At 54.0% G+C, this 16,560-nt stretch carries 13 protein-coding genes, 6 tRNA genes and 3 rRNA genes; 20 read left to right on the top strand and 2 right to left on the bottom strand.

Annotation, left to right across the window (positions count from 1 at the left end; all coding sequences use genetic code 11):
- The first annotated feature begins 13 nt into the window (after nt 1–13).
- Nucleotides 14–364 carry an iron-sulfur cluster insertion protein ErpA gene (gene erpA / locus K1X80_RS25935; protein WP_003176443.1) on the top strand — a complete coding sequence of 117 codons (351 nt, stop codon included), beginning with the start codon at nt 14–16 and terminating at the stop codon, nt 362–364.
- A 68-nt stretch (nt 365–432) separates the two neighbouring features.
- On the opposite strand, the gene K1X80_RS25930 is transcribed toward erpA, so the two are convergent.
- Complete coding sequence (locus K1X80_RS25930; protein ID WP_057960772.1) at nt 433–1,524, bottom strand: anhydro-N-acetylmuramic acid kinase; 1,092 nt, start codon at nt 1,522–1,524, stop codon at nt 433–435.
- Between the two features lie 3 nt (nt 1,525–1,527).
- A complete protein-coding gene (locus tag K1X80_RS25925; protein WP_057960771.1) occupies nt 1,528–2,922 on the bottom strand; it encodes a peptidoglycan DD-metalloendopeptidase family protein in 1,395 nt (464 codons plus the stop codon).
- 210 nt (nt 2,923–3,132) lie between these two features.
- Between K1X80_RS25925 and tyrS the strand changes: the two genes are divergently transcribed.
- The 19 genes from tyrS to rplL all read left to right on the top strand — a co-directional run bounded on the left by tyrS (nt 3,133) and on the right by rplL (nt 16,463).
- Nucleotides 3,133–4,332, top strand: coding sequence for a tyrosine--tRNA ligase (tyrS, locus tag K1X80_RS25920; RefSeq protein ID WP_169990379.1), 1,200 nt, complete (start codon nt 3,133–3,135; stop codon nt 4,330–4,332).
- Nucleotides 4,333–4,885: 553 nt separating this feature from the next.
- Nucleotides 4,886–6,422 (top strand): 16S ribosomal RNA (locus K1X80_RS25915).
- 81 nt (nt 6,423–6,503) lie between these two features.
- Nucleotides 6,504–6,580 (top strand) — tRNA-Ile (locus K1X80_RS25910).
- 30 nt (nt 6,581–6,610) lie between these two features.
- Nucleotides 6,611–6,686: transfer RNA gene (locus K1X80_RS25905), tRNA-Ala, on the top strand.
- 248 nt (nt 6,687–6,934) lie between these two features.
- Nucleotides 6,935–9,828: ribosomal RNA gene (locus K1X80_RS25900) — 23S ribosomal RNA — on the top strand.
- 172 nt (nt 9,829–10,000) lie between these two features.
- Nucleotides 10,001–10,116, top strand: a 5S ribosomal RNA gene (rrf, locus tag K1X80_RS25895).
- The 16S, 23S and 5S rRNA genes sit together here with 2 tRNA genes alongside, the layout of an rRNA operon.
- Before the next feature lie 188 nt (nt 10,117–10,304).
- Nucleotides 10,305–11,264 carry a bifunctional biotin--[acetyl-CoA-carboxylase] ligase/biotin operon repressor BirA gene (gene birA / locus K1X80_RS25890; protein ID WP_057438742.1) on the top strand — a complete coding sequence of 320 codons (960 nt, stop codon included), beginning with the start codon at nt 10,305–10,307 and terminating at the stop codon, nt 11,262–11,264.
- The gene (locus K1X80_RS25885) at nt 11,254–12,003 is read left to right on the top strand and encodes a pantothenate kinase (RefSeq protein ID WP_169959840.1); all 750 of its coding nucleotides are present in this window, start codon (nt 11,254–11,256) and stop codon (nt 12,001–12,003) included. The genes birA and K1X80_RS25885 overlap by 11 nt, the downstream gene beginning before the upstream one ends.
- A gap of 7 nt (nt 12,004–12,010) precedes the next feature.
- Nucleotides 12,011–12,457: a hypothetical protein gene (locus tag K1X80_RS25880; protein WP_057960766.1), complete on the top strand. Its 447-nt coding sequence runs from the start codon at nt 12,011–12,013 to the stop codon at nt 12,455–12,457.
- A 142-nt stretch (nt 12,458–12,599) separates the two neighbouring features.
- Nucleotides 12,600–12,684, top strand: a tRNA-Tyr gene (locus tag K1X80_RS25875).
- Nucleotides 12,685–12,708: 24 nt separating this feature from the next.
- Nucleotides 12,709–12,782: transfer RNA gene (locus tag K1X80_RS25870), tRNA-Gly, on the top strand.
- 26 nt (nt 12,783–12,808) lie between these two features.
- Nucleotides 12,809–12,884 (top strand) — tRNA-Thr (locus tag K1X80_RS25865).
- A gap of 158 nt (nt 12,885–13,042) precedes the next feature.
- Nucleotides 13,043–13,118 (top strand) — tRNA-Trp (locus K1X80_RS25860).
- Nucleotides 13,119–13,163: 45 nt separating this feature from the next.
- On the top strand, nt 13,164–13,532 hold the full coding sequence (gene secE / locus K1X80_RS25855; protein WP_029299242.1) for a preprotein translocase subunit SecE: 369 nt from the start codon (nt 13,164–13,166) through the stop codon (nt 13,530–13,532).
- Nucleotides 13,533–13,541: 9 nt separating this feature from the next.
- Nucleotides 13,542–14,075, top strand: a complete 534-nt coding sequence (nusG, locus tag K1X80_RS25850) for a transcription termination/antitermination protein NusG (RefSeq protein WP_003176436.1) — start codon at nt 13,542–13,544, stop codon at nt 14,073–14,075.
- 117 nt (nt 14,076–14,192) lie between these two features.
- Complete coding sequence (rplK, locus tag K1X80_RS25845) at nt 14,193–14,624, top strand: 50S ribosomal protein L11 (RefSeq protein ID WP_003210097.1); 432 nt, start codon at nt 14,193–14,195, stop codon at nt 14,622–14,624.
- The gene (rplA, locus tag K1X80_RS25840) at nt 14,624–15,319 is read left to right on the top strand and encodes a 50S ribosomal protein L1 (protein ID WP_003176434.1); all 696 of its coding nucleotides are present in this window, start codon (nt 14,624–14,626) and stop codon (nt 15,317–15,319) included. The genes rplK and rplA overlap by 1 nt, the downstream gene beginning before the upstream one ends.
- A 199-nt stretch (nt 15,320–15,518) precedes the next feature.
- The gene (gene rplJ / locus K1X80_RS25835; RefSeq protein WP_003176433.1) at nt 15,519–16,019 is read left to right on the top strand and encodes a 50S ribosomal protein L10; all 501 of its coding nucleotides are present in this window, start codon (nt 15,519–15,521) and stop codon (nt 16,017–16,019) included.
- Nucleotides 16,020–16,097: 78 nt separating this feature from the next.
- On the top strand, nt 16,098–16,463 hold the full coding sequence (gene rplL / locus K1X80_RS25830) for a 50S ribosomal protein L7/L12 (RefSeq protein WP_003210093.1): 366 nt from the start codon (nt 16,098–16,100) through the stop codon (nt 16,461–16,463).
- The last annotated feature ends 97 nt before the right edge of the window (nt 16,464–16,560 follow it).

Here is a 16,560-nt window from a genome sequence, read left to right as displayed (position 1 = left end):
GGAGATTATCAGCATGAGCGTTGAATCCTTCACCCCCACGGCTTTGCAATTCACCCACGGTGCTGCGCACAAGGTGAAGAGCCTGGTCGATGAAGAGGGTAATGATCGCTTGAAGCTGCGCGTATTCGTTACGGGCGGCGGTTGTTCAGGGTTTCAGTACGGCTTCACCTTCGATGAAGATGTGGCTGACGACGACACCATTGTCGAGCGCGAAGGCGTAAGCCTGGTCGTGGATCCGATGAGCTTCCAGTACTTGGCAGGTGCCGAGGTGGACTACCAGGAAGGTTTGGAAGGCTCACGCTTTGTGATCAAGAACCCGAATGCCACCACGACGTGTGGTTGCGGTTCGTCTTTCTCGATCTGATCAGTAGCGGATTAAGCAAAACGCCGCTTGGCTCTTATGGGGCCAAGCGGCGTTTTGCTATCTGCGTTTCAGGCGGGGTAGATCGCGCCAAGTACGCGAAGACCGCGGGCGCCTGTCACGCTGGGACGGTTGGCGGCGATACCTTCCAGGCAGCAATGGGCCAGCCAGGCGAAGGCCATGGCTTCCACCCAGTCGGGGTCTACACCGTGGGTGGCGGTGCTGCTGACACGGGTGGTCGGTAGCATGGCGGCGAGGCGGTTCATCAGCGTCGAGTTATGGGCGCCGCCGCCACACACCAGCAGGGTTTCGGTTTGCGGCTGTGCGGTTTTCAACGACTCGACGATGGTCTGTGCGGTCAGTTCCAGCAGCGTGGCCTGGATATCCTGGGCATTGAACGATGGCAGTCGACCGAGGTGGTGTTCCAGCCAAGGCAGGTTGAAGACTTCGCGCCCAGTGCTTTTCGGCCCCTTGGTCAGGAAGAAGGGGTCGCTGAGCAAAGCGTTAAGCAACTGTGGCTCGACCTTTCCCGTCGCGGCCCATTGGCCGTCGCGGTCAAAGTTTTCGCCTCGTTGCTGGTGAATCCAGGCGTCGAGCAGAACGTTGCCCGGGCCGCAGTCAAAACCCGCTACGGGTTTGCCGGTCTCGATCAGGCTCAGATTGCTGAAACCGCCGACATTCAGTACTGCGCGGTTGCCAGTAGCCTCGCCGAACAGCGCTTCGTGAAAGGCGGGCACCAGTGGTGCGCCCTGGCCGCCGGCGGCTACATCGCGGCTGCGAAAGTCGCTGACGACGGTTATTCCGGTCAGTTCGGTCAGTAGGGCGGGGTTGCCAATCTGCACGGTGAAACCGCGGGCGGGCTCGTGGCGAATGGTCTGCCCATGGCTGCCAATCGCACGGATGTCGTGGTGAGTGAGTTGCTGCTGCTCAAGCACGGCATGAATGCCCTGGGCTGCGAGCGTTACCCAGCTTTGCTGGGCAATCGCCGAGCGTGCAATTTCATCCGGGCCACTGGCGCAAAGGCCCAGCAGCTCGGCGCGCAGGGATTCAGGCATGGGGATGTAATGTGTGGCGATCAACTTGACCGCCGTATCTTGCTCGATCAGCGCTATGTCCAGGCCATCAAGGCTGGTCCCGGACATGACACCTATATAGAGCGCCATCGCTTAGCGCTTCGCCGAAGCCAGCATGGTGGCGCGTTCCTGGTCCATGCGTGCCATCAGCGGTTGGCTTTGCTGAAGGAAGCGTGCGCGCTCGGCCTTGGCGATCGGGTCGGCCATCGGCAGCTTCTGGCCCAGGGGGTCGACGTGCACGCCGTTGACCTGGAACTCATAGTGCAGGTGCGGGCCGGTGGACAGGCCGGTGGTGCCGATATAGCCAATCACTTGGCCTTGCTTGACGTTGCCGCCGGTCTTCACGCCTTTGGCAAAGCCTTGCATGTGCCCATAAAGCGTACGGTAGCTGTTGCCGTGCTGGATGATAACGGTGTTGCCGTAGCCACCACGGCGCCCGGCCAGCAGTACCTTGCCGTCGCCGGCCGCTTTGATCGGCGTGCCGCGCGGTGCTGCATAGTCCACGCCTTTGTGGGCACGGATTTTGTTCAGAATTGGATGCTTGCGACCCATGGAGAAACGCGAGCTAATACGGGCGAAGTCAACCGGAGTACGGATGAAGGCCTTGCGCATGCTATTGCCGTCGGCGGTGTAGTAGCTGCTATTGCCTTGTTTGTTGGTGTAACGCACGGCAGTGTAGGTCTTGCCGCGGTTGGTGAAGCGCGCCGAGAGGATATTGCCGGTACCGACAACCTTGCCGTTGGCCACCTTTTGCTCGTAGATCACATCGAATTCGTCACCCTGGCGAATGTCCTGAGCGAAGTCGATGTCGTAGCCAAATACGCTGGCCATGTCCATGGTCATGCTATGGGACAGGCCCGCGCGAGCTGCGGACTGGGACAGCGAGCTATTGATCACGCCGTGGATGTAGGCGGAGCGCACCACTGGCTTGGTGGTCACGCGATTGAAGGCAAAGCCCTTGGCGCCTCTGGTCAGGGTGATGCTTTCGAGGTGGTTGAGCTTGGTGTGCAGAGTGGTCAGTTGGCCTTCAGGGCTCAGCTCGAACTCAAGCTTTTGGCCACTCTTGAGCTGGGTGAATTGCTTGGCTTGCTTATCGCTGGCCAGCACATCGCTAACGGTGGTGGCGGGTAGGCCGACCTTTTCAAATAGCGTCGACAGCGTATCGCCTTTGGCCACGACCACTTCGCGATGCACGGGGCCTTTCGCTACCTGAGCGGTTTGTTTGGTGTCGTCTGGGCTTTCTTCAATCTGCGCAAATGGCGACTCTGCGCTCGCGGTTGTGGCTTGTTGCGCGTCAGAAGCGTCTTGATCTTGTGTCAGTTGTTCAACCGGACTCTCCAAGTCAAGACTCAGGGTCGTTCGTTTGGCTTCTACGTCACTGGAAGGGAATACCAGGAGTGCCAGGCTTAGAAGGGCGGCGATACCACTTGCGGCGAGCAGGTGGGTCTTCGGGTAAAGCGGTGGCGCTTTAGACGGTTCAGTGGTCATAGGTAATTTTGACTTTGAAAAGGTGAAATGGAAAAGATGAATGACATGATGAAGATGAAATAACTGTATAAAATATAACCAAATCATCTGTGGCGCAAGCTTGCGAATGCCGGGCTCGCCGAATGGTGTCCGTTTGCAGGGCAAAACTTGTAATTAGTCCCTGATCTTGTATGGTTGGTTCCCTTTGAATCTGAGCCTTGCGGGTCTGTTATGAAGTCGGTTGAAGAGCAGCTAGCGCTGATCAAACGTGGTGCGGAAGAACTGTTGGTCGAGGCCGAGCTGATCGAAAAGCTCAAGCGTGGCCAACCCCTGCGTATTAAGGCTGGCTTTGATCCGACGGCACCGGATCTGCACCTGGGTCACACCGTGCTTATTAATAAGCTGCGCCAGTTCCAGGAGTTGGGGCATCAGGTGATCTTCCTTATAGGTGATTTCACCGGGATGATCGGTGATCCGAGTGGTAAGAGCGCCACGCGCCCGCCGCTGACCCGTGAGCAGGTTCTCGATAATGCCGAGACCTACAAGACCCAGGTTTTCAAGATTCTCGATCCGGCCAAGACCGAAGTGGCTTTCAACTCCACCTGGATGGATCTGATGGGGCCGGCGGATTTCATTCGCCTGACGTCCCAGTACACCGTTGCGCGGATGCTTGAGCGCGATGACTTCGATAAGCGCTACTCCACCAATCAGCCTATTGCGATACATGAGTTCCTATACCCGTTGGTTCAAGGGTATGACTCGGTAGCGTTGCGGGCGGACGTTGAGCTGGGCGGTACTGATCAGAAGTTCAACCTGTTGATGGGGCGTGAGCTGCAGCGTGCGTATGGCCAGGAGGCTCAGTGCATTCTGACTATGCCGTTGCTGGAAGGCTTGGATGGCGTCAAGAAGATGTCCAAGTCGCTGGGCAACTACGTCGGCATCCAGGAAGCGCCGGGGGTGATGTACGGCAAGTTGGTTTCTATCCCTGATGCGCTGATGTGGCGCTACTTCGAGCTGTTGAGCTTCCGCTCGATGGATGAGATCAACGCGTTGCGTGCTGACGTGGAGGCGGGTGCGAATCCTCGGGACGTCAAGATCAAGCTGGCGGAAGAGATTGTTGCGCGTTTCCATGGCGAGGAGGCTGCGGCCAGTGCTCACCGTGCGGCGGGCAATCGTATGAAGGATGGCGAGCTGCCGGATGATCTGCCTGAGATCGAATTGACTGCTGGTGAGGCGATGCCGATTGCGGCCGTCCTTAATAAGGCGGGCCTGGTGAAGAACTCGGCGGTTGCACGTGACCTTCTGGGTTCCGGTGGTGTGCGTATAGATGGTGGGGTTGTCGATCGCACCTTTATATACGAGCTGGGTGCGACCCACGTTTGCCAGGCCGGCAAGAAGGCATTTGCGCGTATTACGCTTAAATCCGAATAAACCTGAAATTAACTGTTGACGGCGATTTATATCTGTCTATAATTCGCCCCACTTCCGGCGCAGTCGAAACGGAAAACTCCTTGGTAAACAAAGAGTTACGCAGAATTCGACAGCGAGTTGCTTCAGATCATCGAAGCCCAGAAGGAGTTGGTAGAGCAGTGTTGTTTGGCTCTATTAACGTTTCGATCCTCTCGGTCGAAAGCGGAGAAAAAGAGGTGTTGACAGCAGCGTGTAACGCTGTAGAATTCGCCTCCCGCTAACGAGAGATCGGAAGCGCAAGTGGTTGAAGTTGTTGAGGAAATCCTCGAAAACTTCTGAAAATAATCACTTGACAGCAAATGAGGCTGCTGTAGAATGCGCGCCTCGGTTGAGACGAAAGATCTTAACCAACCGCTCTTTAACAACTGAATCAAGCAATTCGTGTGGGTGCTTGTGGAGTCAGACTGATAGTCAACAAGATTATCAGCATCACAAGTTACTCCGCGAGAAATCAAAGATGTAACCAACGATTGCTGAGCCAAGTTTAGGGTTTCTTAAAAACCCAAAGATGTTTGAACTGAAGAGTTTGATCATGGCTCAGATTGAACGCTGGCGGCAGGCCTAACACATGCAAGTCGAGCGGTAGAGAGAAGCTTGCTTCTCTTGAGAGCGGCGGACGGGTGAGTAATGCCTAGGAATCTGCCTGGTAGTGGGGGATAACGTTCGGAAACGGACGCTAATACCGCATACGTCCTACGGGAGAAAGCAGGGGACCTTCGGGCCTTGCGCTATCAGATGAGCCTAGGTCGGATTAGCTAGTTGGTGGGGTAATGGCTCACCAAGGCGACGATCCGTAACTGGTCTGAGAGGATGATCAGTCACACTGGAACTGAGACACGGTCCAGACTCCTACGGGAGGCAGCAGTGGGGAATATTGGACAATGGGCGAAAGCCTGATCCAGCCATGCCGCGTGTGTGAAGAAGGTCTTCGGATTGTAAAGCACTTTAAGTTGGGAGGAAGGGTTGTAGATTAATACTCTGCAATTTTGACGTTACCGACAGAATAAGCACCGGCTAACTCTGTGCCAGCAGCCGCGGTAATACAGAGGGTGCAAGCGTTAATCGGAATTACTGGGCGTAAAGCGCGCGTAGGTGGTTAGTTAAGTTGGATGTGAAATCCCCGGGCTCAACCTGGGAACTGCATTCAAAACTGACTGACTAGAGTATGGTAGAGGGTGGTGGAATTTCCTGTGTAGCGGTGAAATGCGTAGATATAGGAAGGAACACCAGTGGCGAAGGCGACCACCTGGACTGATACTGACACTGAGGTGCGAAAGCGTGGGGAGCAAACAGGATTAGATACCCTGGTAGTCCACGCCGTAAACGATGTCAACTAGCCGTTGGGAGCCTTGAGCTCTTAGTGGCGCAGCTAACGCATTAAGTTGACCGCCTGGGGAGTACGGCCGCAAGGTTAAAACTCAAATGAATTGACGGGGGCCCGCACAAGCGGTGGAGCATGTGGTTTAATTCGAAGCAACGCGAAGAACCTTACCAGGCCTTGACATCCAATGAACTTTCTAGAGATAGATTGGTGCCTTCGGGAACATTGAGACAGGTGCTGCATGGCTGTCGTCAGCTCGTGTCGTGAGATGTTGGGTTAAGTCCCGTAACGAGCGCAACCCTTGTCCTTAGTTACCAGCACGTAATGGTGGGCACTCTAAGGAGACTGCCGGTGACAAACCGGAGGAAGGTGGGGATGACGTCAAGTCATCATGGCCCTTACGGCCTGGGCTACACACGTGCTACAATGGTCGGTACAGAGGGTTGCCAAGCCGCGAGGTGGAGCTAATCCCACAAAACCGATCGTAGTCCGGATCGCAGTCTGCAACTCGACTGCGTGAAGTCGGAATCGCTAGTAATCGCGAATCAGAATGTCGCGGTGAATACGTTCCCGGGCCTTGTACACACCGCCCGTCACACCATGGGAGTGGGTTGCACCAGAAGTAGCTAGTCTAACCTTCGGGAGGACGGTTACCACGGTGTGATTCATGACTGGGGTGAAGTCGTAACAAGGTAGCCGTAGGGGAACCTGCGGCTGGATCACCTCCTTAATCGACGACATCAGCTGCTCCATAAGTTCCCACACGAATTGCTTGATTCATTGAAGAAGACGAAAGAAGCAGCCCGAAATTGGGTCTGTAGCTCAGTTGGTTAGAGCGCACCCCTGATAAGGGTGAGGTCGGCAGTTCGAATCTGCCCAGACCCACCAATTTTGTGTGGGAAACGCCTGTAGAAATACGGGGCCATAGCTCAGCTGGGAGAGCGCCTGCCTTGCACGCAGGAGGTCAACGGTTCGATCCCGTTTGGCTCCACCACTACTGCTTCTGTCTGTATAAAGCTTAGAAATGAGCATTCCATCAATGCGATGGTGAATGTTGATTTCTAGTCTTTGACTAGTTCGTTCTTTAAAAATTTGGGTATGTGATAGAAAGATAGACTGAACGTTACTTTCACTGGTAACGGATCAGGCTAAGGTAAAATTTGTGAGTTACTCAAATTGAGTATTATCGAATTTTCGGCGAATGTCGTCTTCACAGTATAACCAGATTGCTTGGGGTTATATGGTCAAGTGAAGAAGCGCATACGGTGGATGCCTTGGCAGTCAGAGGCGATGAAAGACGTGGTAGCCTGCGAAAAGCTTCGGGGAGTCGGCAAACAGACTTTGATCCGGAGATGTCTGAATGGGGGAACCCAGCCATCATAAGATGGTTATCTTAAGCTGAATACATAGGCTTAAGAGGCGAACCAGGGGAACTGAAACATCTAAGTACCCTGAGGAAAAGAAATCAACCGAGATTCCCTTAGTAGTGGCGAGCGAACGGGGACTAGCCCTTAAGTGGCTTTGAGATTAGCGGAACGCTCTGGAAAGTGCGGCCATAGTGGGTGATAGCCCTGTACGCGAAAATCTCTTAGTCATGAAATCGAGTAGGACGGAGCACGAGAAACTTTGTCTGAATATGGGGGGACCATCCTCCAAGGCTAAATACTACTGACTGACCGATAGTGAACTAGTACCGTGAGGGAAAGGCGAAAAGAACCCCGGAGAGGGGAGTGAAATAGATCCTGAAACCGTATGCGTACAAGCAGTGGGAGCCCACTTTGTTGGGTGACTGCGTACCTTTTGTATAATGGGTCAGCGACTTATTTTCAGTGGCGAGCTTAACCGAATAGGGGAGGCGTAGCGAAAGCGAGTCTTAATAGGGCGTCTAGTCGCTGGGAATAGACCCGAAACCGGGCGATCTATCCATGGGCAGGTTGAAGGTTGGGTAACACTAACTGGAGGACCGAACCGACTACCGTTGAAAAGTTAGCGGATGACCTGTGGATCGGAGTGAAAGGCTAATCAAGCTCGGAGATAGCTGGTTCTCCTCGAAAGCTATTTAGGTAGCGCCTCATGTATCACTGTAGGGGGTAGAGCACTGTTTCGGCTAGGGGGTCATCCCGACTTACCAAACCGATGCAAACTCCGAATACCTACAAGTGCCGAGCATGGGAGACACACGGCGGGTGCTAACGTCCGTCGTGAAAAGGGAAACAACCCAGACCGTCAGCTAAGGTCCCAAAGTTATGGTTAAGTGGGAAACGATGTGGGAAGGCTTAGACAGCTAGGAGGTTGGCTTAGAAGCAGCCACCCTTTAAAGAAAGCGTAATAGCTCACTAGTCGAGTCGGCCTGCGCGGAAGATGTAACGGGGCTCAAACCATACACCGAAGCTACGGGTATCATCTTCGGATGATGCGGTAGAGGAGCGTTCTGTAAGCCTGTGAAGGTGAGTTGAGAAGCTTGCTGGAGGTATCAGAAGTGCGAATGCTGACATGAGTAACGACAATGGGTGTGAAAAACACCCACGCCGAAAGACCAAGGTTTCCTGCGCAACGTTAATCGACGCAGGGTTAGTCGGTCCCTAAGGCGAGGCTGAAAAGCGTAGTCGATGGAAAACAGGTTAATATTCCTGTACTTCTGGTTATTGCGATGGAGGGACGGAGAAGGCTAGGCCAGCTTGGCGTTGGTTGTCCAAGTTTAAGGTGGTAGGCTGGAATCTTAGGTAAATCCGGGATTCTAAGGCCGAGAGCTGATGACGAGTCATCTTTTAGATGACGAAGTGGTTGATGCCATGCTTCCAAGAAAAGCTTCTAAGCTTCAGGTAACCAGGAACCGTACCCCAAACCGACACAGGTGGTTGGGTAGAGAATACCAAGGCGCTTGAGAGAACTCGGGTGAAGGAACTAGGCAAAATGGCACCGTAACTTCGGGAGAAGGTGCGCCGGTGAGGGTGAAGGACTTGCTCCGTAAGCTCATGCCGGTCGAAGATACCAGGCCGCTGCGACTGTTTATTAAAAACACAGCACTCTGCAAACACGAAAGTGGACGTATAGGGTGTGACGCCTGCCCGGTGCCGGAAGGTTAATTGATGGGGTTAGCTAACGCGAAGCTCTTGATCGAAGCCCCGGTAAACGGCGGCCGTAACTATAACGGTCCTAAGGTAGCGAAATTCCTTGTCGGGTAAGTTCCGACCTGCACGAATGGCGTAACGATGGCGGCGCTGTCTCCACCCGAGACTCAGTGAAATTGAAATCGCTGTGAAGATGCAGTGTATCCGCGGCTAGACGGAAAGACCCCGTGAACCTTTACTATAGCTTTGCACTGGACTTTGAATTTGCTTGTGTAGGATAGGTGGGAGGCTTTGAAGCGTGGACGCCAGTTCGCGTGGAGCCAACCTTGAAATACCACCCTGGCAACTTTGAGGTTCTAACTCAGGTCCGTTATCCGGATCGAGGACAGTGTATGGTGGGTAGTTTGACTGGGGCGGTCTCCTCCTAAAGAGTAACGGAGGAGTACGAAGGTGCGCTCAGACCGGTCGGAAATCGGTCGTAGAGTATAAAGGCAAAAGCGCGCTTGACTGCGAGACAGACACGTCGAGCAGGTACGAAAGTAGGTCTTAGTGATCCGGTGGTTCTGTATGGAAGGGCCATCGCTCAACGGATAAAAGGTACTCCGGGGATAACAGGCTGATACCGCCCAAGAGTTCATATCGACGGCGGTGTTTGGCACCTCGATGTCGGCTCATCACATCCTGGGGCTGAAGCCGGTCCCAAGGGTATGGCTGTTCGCCATTTAAAGTGGTACGCGAGCTGGGTTTAGAACGTCGTGAGACAGTTCGGTCCCTATCTGCCGTGGACGTTTGAGATTTGAGAGGGGCTGCTCCTAGTACGAGAGGACCGGAGTGGACGAACCTCTGGTGTTCCGGTTGTCACGCCAGTGGCATTGCCGGGTAGCTATGTTCGGAATAGATAACCGCTGAAAGCATCTAAGCGGGAAACTAGCCTCAAGATGAGATCTCACTGGAACCTTGAGTTCCCTGAAGGGCCGTCGAAGACTACGACGTTGATAGGTTGGGTGTGTAAGCGCTGTGAGGCGTTGAGCTAACCAATACTAATTGCCCGTGAGGCTTGACCATATAACACCCAAGCAATTTGACTACTCTTGACTTGGAAACAAGCAAAAGCATCAGATTGCGGTGTGTGAAGACGAAATGAACCGAAAGTTCGAATCTCACAAAACACCGAAAGCTGTCACATACCCAATTTGCTGAAGCGAGGCCATCTGGTCACGACTCAGTACCCGAATTTCTTGACGACCATAGAGCATTGGAACCACCTGATCCCATCCCGAACTCAGTAGTGAAACGATGCATCGCCGATGGTAGTGTGGGGTTTCCCCATGTGAGAGTAGGTCATCGTCAAGATTAAATTCCAAAACCCCTGTTTGCTAACGCAAACAGGGGTTTTGTTTTGGGCGGTCGAAAAGGTTCTGGCCTATCGCCATTGCATAGAAGCAAGCTGTCCCTGCGCTCTCGCCATAAGCCAGCTTGCTTTCTATGCAATGGCTCTGCGCATGGCTATCATGCGTGCCTCATTGTGAGGCGAGACTTGCATGCTGACGTTGTTAAAACTTCTGAAAGATGGCCGATTCCACTCGGGTGAAGCGCTAGGCGCCGCCCTGGGCGTCAGTCGTAGTGCTGTGTGGAAGCAACTCCAGCATCTGGAGATCGAGCTGGATCTGACAATTCACAAGGTCAGGGGGAGGGGCTATCAATTGGCGTCCCCGCTGGTTCTATTGAGCGCTGATGAGATCGCCCTCAAGTCACAGGTCTGCGCAGGTTCAGTTTTTATATCCGAGACCATCGGCTCCACTAATGCCGAGGCTTTGCGCCTTATTGAGGCGGGGCAGGTGGCGCCGTTTCTTGTTCTCTCAGAACAGCAGACCGCAGGAAGGGGGCGTCGAGGGCGTAAATGGGTCAGTCCATTTGCACAGAATGTTTACTACAGCCTTGTGCTGCGTATCGATGGCGGTTTACGACAGCTAGAAGGGCTGAGTCTCGTCGTGGGCTTGGCGGTGATGCAAACGTTGCGCGACTTTGGTGTCCACGGTTCGGGTTTGAAGTGGCCTAATGACGTTCTCGTTGGTTCGAAGAAGATAGCTGGCATCCTTCTTGAATTGGTAGGGGACCCTGCTGACGTATGCCATGTAGTGCTCGGTATTGGTATCAATGCGAACATGCAGAGCGCCGCGGAAGTGGATCAGCAGTGGACATCAATACAGCTCGAAACAGGTCGTGCGGTAGACCGAAATCATCTGGTCGCACACCTGAGTCAGGCGTTACAAGGTTATCTCGATCATCATAGAGATTCCGGCTTTTCGGTAATTCGCCAGGAGTGGGAGCAAAACCATCTATGGCAGGGAAAGGCGGTGTCATTGATCGCAGGTGTTAACCAGGTGGACGGGGTTGTGCTGGGTATTGATGATCAAGGCGCTCTACGTCTCGAAGTAAACGGTGTTGAGAAAATATACAGTGGTGGTGAGTTAAGCCTGAGGTTGCGTGATGATTCTTGAGCTCGACTGTGGGAATAGTTTCATCAAATGGCGAGTACTCGAGGCAAGCCACGCAGCCGTTTTTGCTGAAGGGGTTGTTGATTCCGATGTGGCGTTGCTGGGTAGCCTTCATTCGTTGACTGGACTGTCGCTGCAGCATTGCAGATTGGTCAGCGTTCGCGCGCAGGAAGAGACGAACCGCCTGGCGGGTGTGTTGGTTGCGGCCTTTGGTGTTTCTATCAGCTGTGCTGCGCCGTCGCGTGAAATGGCCGGCGTGCGCAATGGGTATGAAGACTACGCCCGTCTAGGGCTGGATCGTTGGCTGGCGATGCTTGGAGGCTTCCAGCTAGCCTCGGGAGCATGCCTGGTGCTTGATTTTGGTACGGCGGCCACTGCCGATTTCATCACGGCTGATGGCGAGCATCTTGGAGGATTTATCTGCCCGGGCATGCCCCTGATGCGCAATCAGCTGCGAACCCATACCCGTAAAATACGGTATGACGATGTTGCTGCTGAGCGTGCGTTGGAAAGCCTGGTGCCTGGCCGTACCACTGCCCAAGCCGTTGAACGAGGTTGCACGCTCATGCTCCGCGGTTTTGCTCAGTCACAACTGGAACTGGCCCGCAGTTATTGGGGGGAAGACTTCTCGGTGTTTCTTACGGGGGGGGATGCGGAGTTGGTCGCTGACGCCTTGCCGGGCGCTCGCTTCGTTCCGGACCTGGTATTTGTTGGCTTGGCGATGGCGTGCCCTTTGTCCTGAGGTTTTTATGCGTTGGTTGTTTCTGTTGCTGCTGGTCCTCAATGTTTTTTATTACGTCTGGCACCAGCAAGAGGCTCCGCTGCGTGCAAAGGATGTCACTCCGTTGGCGCTGTACCGGGGCTCCCAGCAGGATATTCAGCTGCTGAGCGAGTCGGCGGACTCTGTGTCGCGGCGTGACAAGGCCAAGGCTCCGGAGGCGCCTGCTGGCTGCTTGTATATCGGAGGGTTTTCGAGTCATGAGCAAGCGCAGTTCCTGGAGCAGCGGCTTATCAGTCTGGATATCAGGGTCCGGATCCAGTCGTTGGTCTCAGCGGGTGCGCCTTCTTTCTGGTTGCGTGTAGCGCCTGAAAGCCGCCGCCTGGCTGACGATCTGCCTTTTGAAAGCCTTGCTAATGAATTCAATGAGTTAAAACATAAAATAATGCCGTGCGAAGGCATTGCAACTGTCGAATAGTTTGCATAGAATGGCGCCCGCTCCACAGTGATGACCCTCTTGGGAAGTTGGTGTGAAGCGATCGTCACGCAGCTAACCTCATATTTTTTATGAGAAAATGCTTGACAGAAGGTCGGCGTAATGTAAAATGCCGGCTCGCTTAGGAGGGGTTCCCGAGCGGCCAAAGGGATCAGACTGTAAATCTGACGTCTACGACTTCGAAGGTTCGAATCCTTCCCCCTCCACCATTTTTAGCGTGAGCTGCAAGCTCCGCGGGTATAGTTTAGTGGTAGAACCTCAGCCTTCCAAGCTGATGATGCGGGTTCGATTCCCGCTACCCGCTCCAAGTTTGCAGGTTGTGCAAAGTGTTTCGCTCTTGTAGCTCAGTTGGTAGAGCACACCCTTGGTAAGGGTGAGGTCAGCGGTTCAAATCCGCTCAAGAGCTCCATATAACAAGGCAGATATGAAAATATCTGCCTTTGTTTTAACAGCTGCCTCGGCTTGATGTTGTTTTGCCTGGTGTTATCGGGTTGTTTCAAGTCTATTGGGGTTGGTTGTTGTAAAGTCTTTTTCAGGCCTGCATAATGGTCGGCCTGATTTTGTTTTAGGTCAGTAGCTCAATTGGCAGAGCGACGGTCTCCAAAACCGTAGGTTGGGGGTTCGATTCCCTCCTGACCTGCCAGATTCACGTGGTGTATCTGGCTTTCTTTTCACAGGATCTTCATAGATGACTCCTAAGGCTGAAGCTCAAAGCTCTCGTTTCGATCTGGTTAAGTGGCTCGCTGTCGTCGCTTTGGTGGTCGTAGGCGTTGTTGGCAATCAGTATTATTCTGCTTCGCCGATCCTGTACCGCGTACTCGTATTGCTCGCTCTTGCTGCTGTGGCCGTTTTCATTGGTCTGCAGACAGTAAAGGGTAAGTCTTTCGCTGTGCTGGTAAAGGAAGCTCGCACCGAAATACGTAAAGTCGTTTGGCCAACTCGCCAAGAAACCACGCAGACCACGCTGATTGTTGTGGCTGTTGTTCTGGTTATGGCGTTGCTGTTGTGGGGTCTTGATTCCCTGCTCGGCTGGCTTGTTTCCTTGATTGTTGGCTAAGGGTGTCCCGTGGCTAAGCGTTGGTACGTTGTGCATGCTTACTCGGGTTACGAGAAGCATGTCATGCGCTCTTTGCTAGAGCGCGTAAAGCTGGCAGGCATGGAAGATGGCTTCGGCGAAATTCTGGTTCCCACTGAAGAAGTGGTTGAAATGCGTAATGGCCAGAAACGCAAAAGCGAGCGCAAGTTCTTCCCTGGCTACGTGCTGGTACAGATGGACATGAATGAGGGTACTTGGCACTTGGTCAAGGACACTCCTCGCGTCATGGGCTTCATCGGCGGTACCGCTGATAAGCCTGCACCGATCACTGACAAGGAAGCAGAAGCGATTCTGCGTCGTGTTGCTGACGGTAGCGACAAGCCAAAGCCGAAGACGTTGTTCGAGCCGGGTGAGGTTGTTCGTGTCACTGATGGTCCGTTTGCTGATTTCAACGGTACTGTCGAAGAAGTTAACTACGAAAAGAGCCGGATCCAAGTGGCGGTGCTCATTTTCGGTCGCTCTACTCCGGTAGAGTTGGAGTTCAGCCAGGTCGAAAAGGTCTAGCTGACAAAGCATCCCAACCCCGCAGCCTTAGGCTGTGGGGTTTTGTCGTCACTGGGATAAACGCGCAAGTAACCGGGGAGCCTTTCGAGGCGCTTGAACCCGTAATTGGAGTGCCTCATGGCCAAGAAGATTACCGCTTACATCAAGCTGCAAGTGAAGGCCGCTCAGGCCAACCCTAGCCCACCCGTCGGTCCAGCTCTGGGTCAGCACGGCGTGAACATCATGGAATTCTGCAAGGCCTTCAACGCCCGTACCCAGGGTATTGAGCCAGGTCTGCCGACTCCAGTGATCATCACTGTATACAGCGACCGTAGCTTCACTTTCGAAACCAAGTCGACCCCGGCTTCGGTTCTGTTGAAGAAAGCTGCTGGTTTGACTAGCGGTTCCGCTCGTCCGAACACCGTTAAGGTTGGCACCGTAACTCGTGCTCAGCTGGAAGAAATCGCGAAAACCAAAAACGCGGATCTGACTGCAGCTGATATGGATGCAGCCGTGCGTACCATCGCCGGTTCTGCTCGTAGCATGGGCCTTAACGTGGAGGGTGTGTAATGGCTAAGCTGACCAAGCGCCAAAAGGCTATCGCCGGCAAAATCGAAGCGGGCAAGTCCTACAACTTTGTAGATGCTGCTGCTCTGCTGACCGAGCTGTCGACTGTCAAGTTCAGCGAGTCCGTTGACGTTGCTGTAAACCTGGGTGTTGACCCACGTAAATCCGACCAGGTCGTTCGTAGCGCTACTGTGCTGCCACACGGTACTGGCAAGACTGTACGTGTTGCTGTCTTCACCCAAGGCCCGGCAGCTGAAGCTGCTCTGGCCGCTGGCGCTGATCGCGTTGGCATGGACGACCTGGCTGCCGAAATGAAAGGCGGCGACCTGAACTATGACGTAGTTATTGCTTCCCCGGATGCAATGCGCGTTGTAGGTCAGTTGGGTCAGATCCTGGGTCCACGTGGTCTGATGCCTAACCCGAAAGTCGGTACCGTAACTCCAGACGTAGCTACCGCGGTTAAAAACGCCAAGGCTGGTCAGGTTCGTTATCGCACCGACAAAAACGGCATCATTCACACTTCCGTTGGCAAGGTCGGCTTCGACGCCGTCAAGCTGAAGGAAAACGTTGAAGCCCTGATCGCTGATCTGAAGCGTATCAAGCCAGCTTCTTCGAAAGGTATCTACGTCAAGCGCGTTACCCTGAGCACCACTATGGGCCCAGGTCTGGTCATCGACCAGGGTTCGCTGGACGTATAAGACACAGGTTGGCGCGAGTGATTGCGCCAATTGAAAAATTGGGGTCCCTGCCTGGCGGGGGCTATCCAAGACCGTAGGCGACGCAAGTCTTAAACCATCAAGCCTACGCAGATGGTGCTCCCGGTTCCTTACCGAATCAGACACCAAAACGACATCCGGCCTAGGCCAGATGAAACGGTAACAAGCAGGAGTTAAACCCGTGGCAATTAATCTCGAAGACAAGAAGGCCATCGTCGCTGAAGTCAACGAGGCTGCCAAAGCTGCTCTGTCCGCTGTCGTGGCTGATGCCCGTGGTGTGACAGTAGGCGCTATGACCGGACTCCGTAAAGAGGCTCGTGAAGCTGGCGTATACGTACGTGTTGTACGTAACACCCTGCTCAAGCGCGCTGTTGCTGACACTGAATACAGTGTCCTCAACGACGTGTTCACCGGCCCGACTCTGATCGCGTTCTCCAAGGACCATCCAGGCGCTGCTGCCCGTTTGTTCAAGGAATTCGCCAAGAGTCAGGATAAGTTCGAGATCAAGGCAGCTGCGTTCGAGGGCAAGTTCCTCGCAGCTAACCAAATCGACGTACTGGCAACACTGCCGACCCGTAACGAAGCTATTTCGCAGCTGATGAGCGTGATTCAAGGCGCTACCAGCAAGCTGGCTCGTACTCTGGCCGCAGTTCGCGAGCAAAAAGAAGCTGCAGCAGCCTAAGGCTGAGCAACGTCTCTCGCGTTTTTTTGTTTATTTCGATGGCCGCGTAGGCCGTCCCCCAATTCAGGAAATACAGCAATGTCTATCTCCCAAGACGATATCCTCAACGCCGTAGCTGAAATGTCGGTTCTGCAGGTTGTTGAGCTGATCAAAGCTTTCGAAGAAAAATTCGGCGTTTCCGCTGCCGCTGCTTCCGCTGGCCCAGCTGTTGCTGCTGTTGCTGCTGAAGAGCAAACCGAATTCAACGTCATGCTGCTGGAAGCTGGCGAGAAGAAAGTAAACGTGATCAAGGCAGTACGTGAACTGACCGGTCTGGGCCTGAAAGAAGCCAAGGCTGTAGTTGACGGCGCTCCTGCCCAGGTTCTGGAAGCTGTGTCCAAAGACGCTGCTGACAAAGCCAAAGCAGTACTGGAAGAAGCAGGCGCTAAAGTCGAGCTGAAGTAAGCATCGACCTTGCGTTTCCAGCCCAAGCGTTAAGCTGAAGGCTGATGGCTGGTGGCTCTTGCCACCGGCCTTTTTCCGTTCTTGGCTGTCGACTCGG

The sequence above is a fragment of the Pseudomonas sp. So3.2b genome (assembly GCF_019464415.1).
Lineage (GTDB): Bacteria > Pseudomonadota > Gammaproteobacteria > Pseudomonadales > Pseudomonadaceae > Aquipseudomonas > Aquipseudomonas shahriarae.
This window is presented reverse-complemented; position numbering and strand designations above follow the sequence as displayed.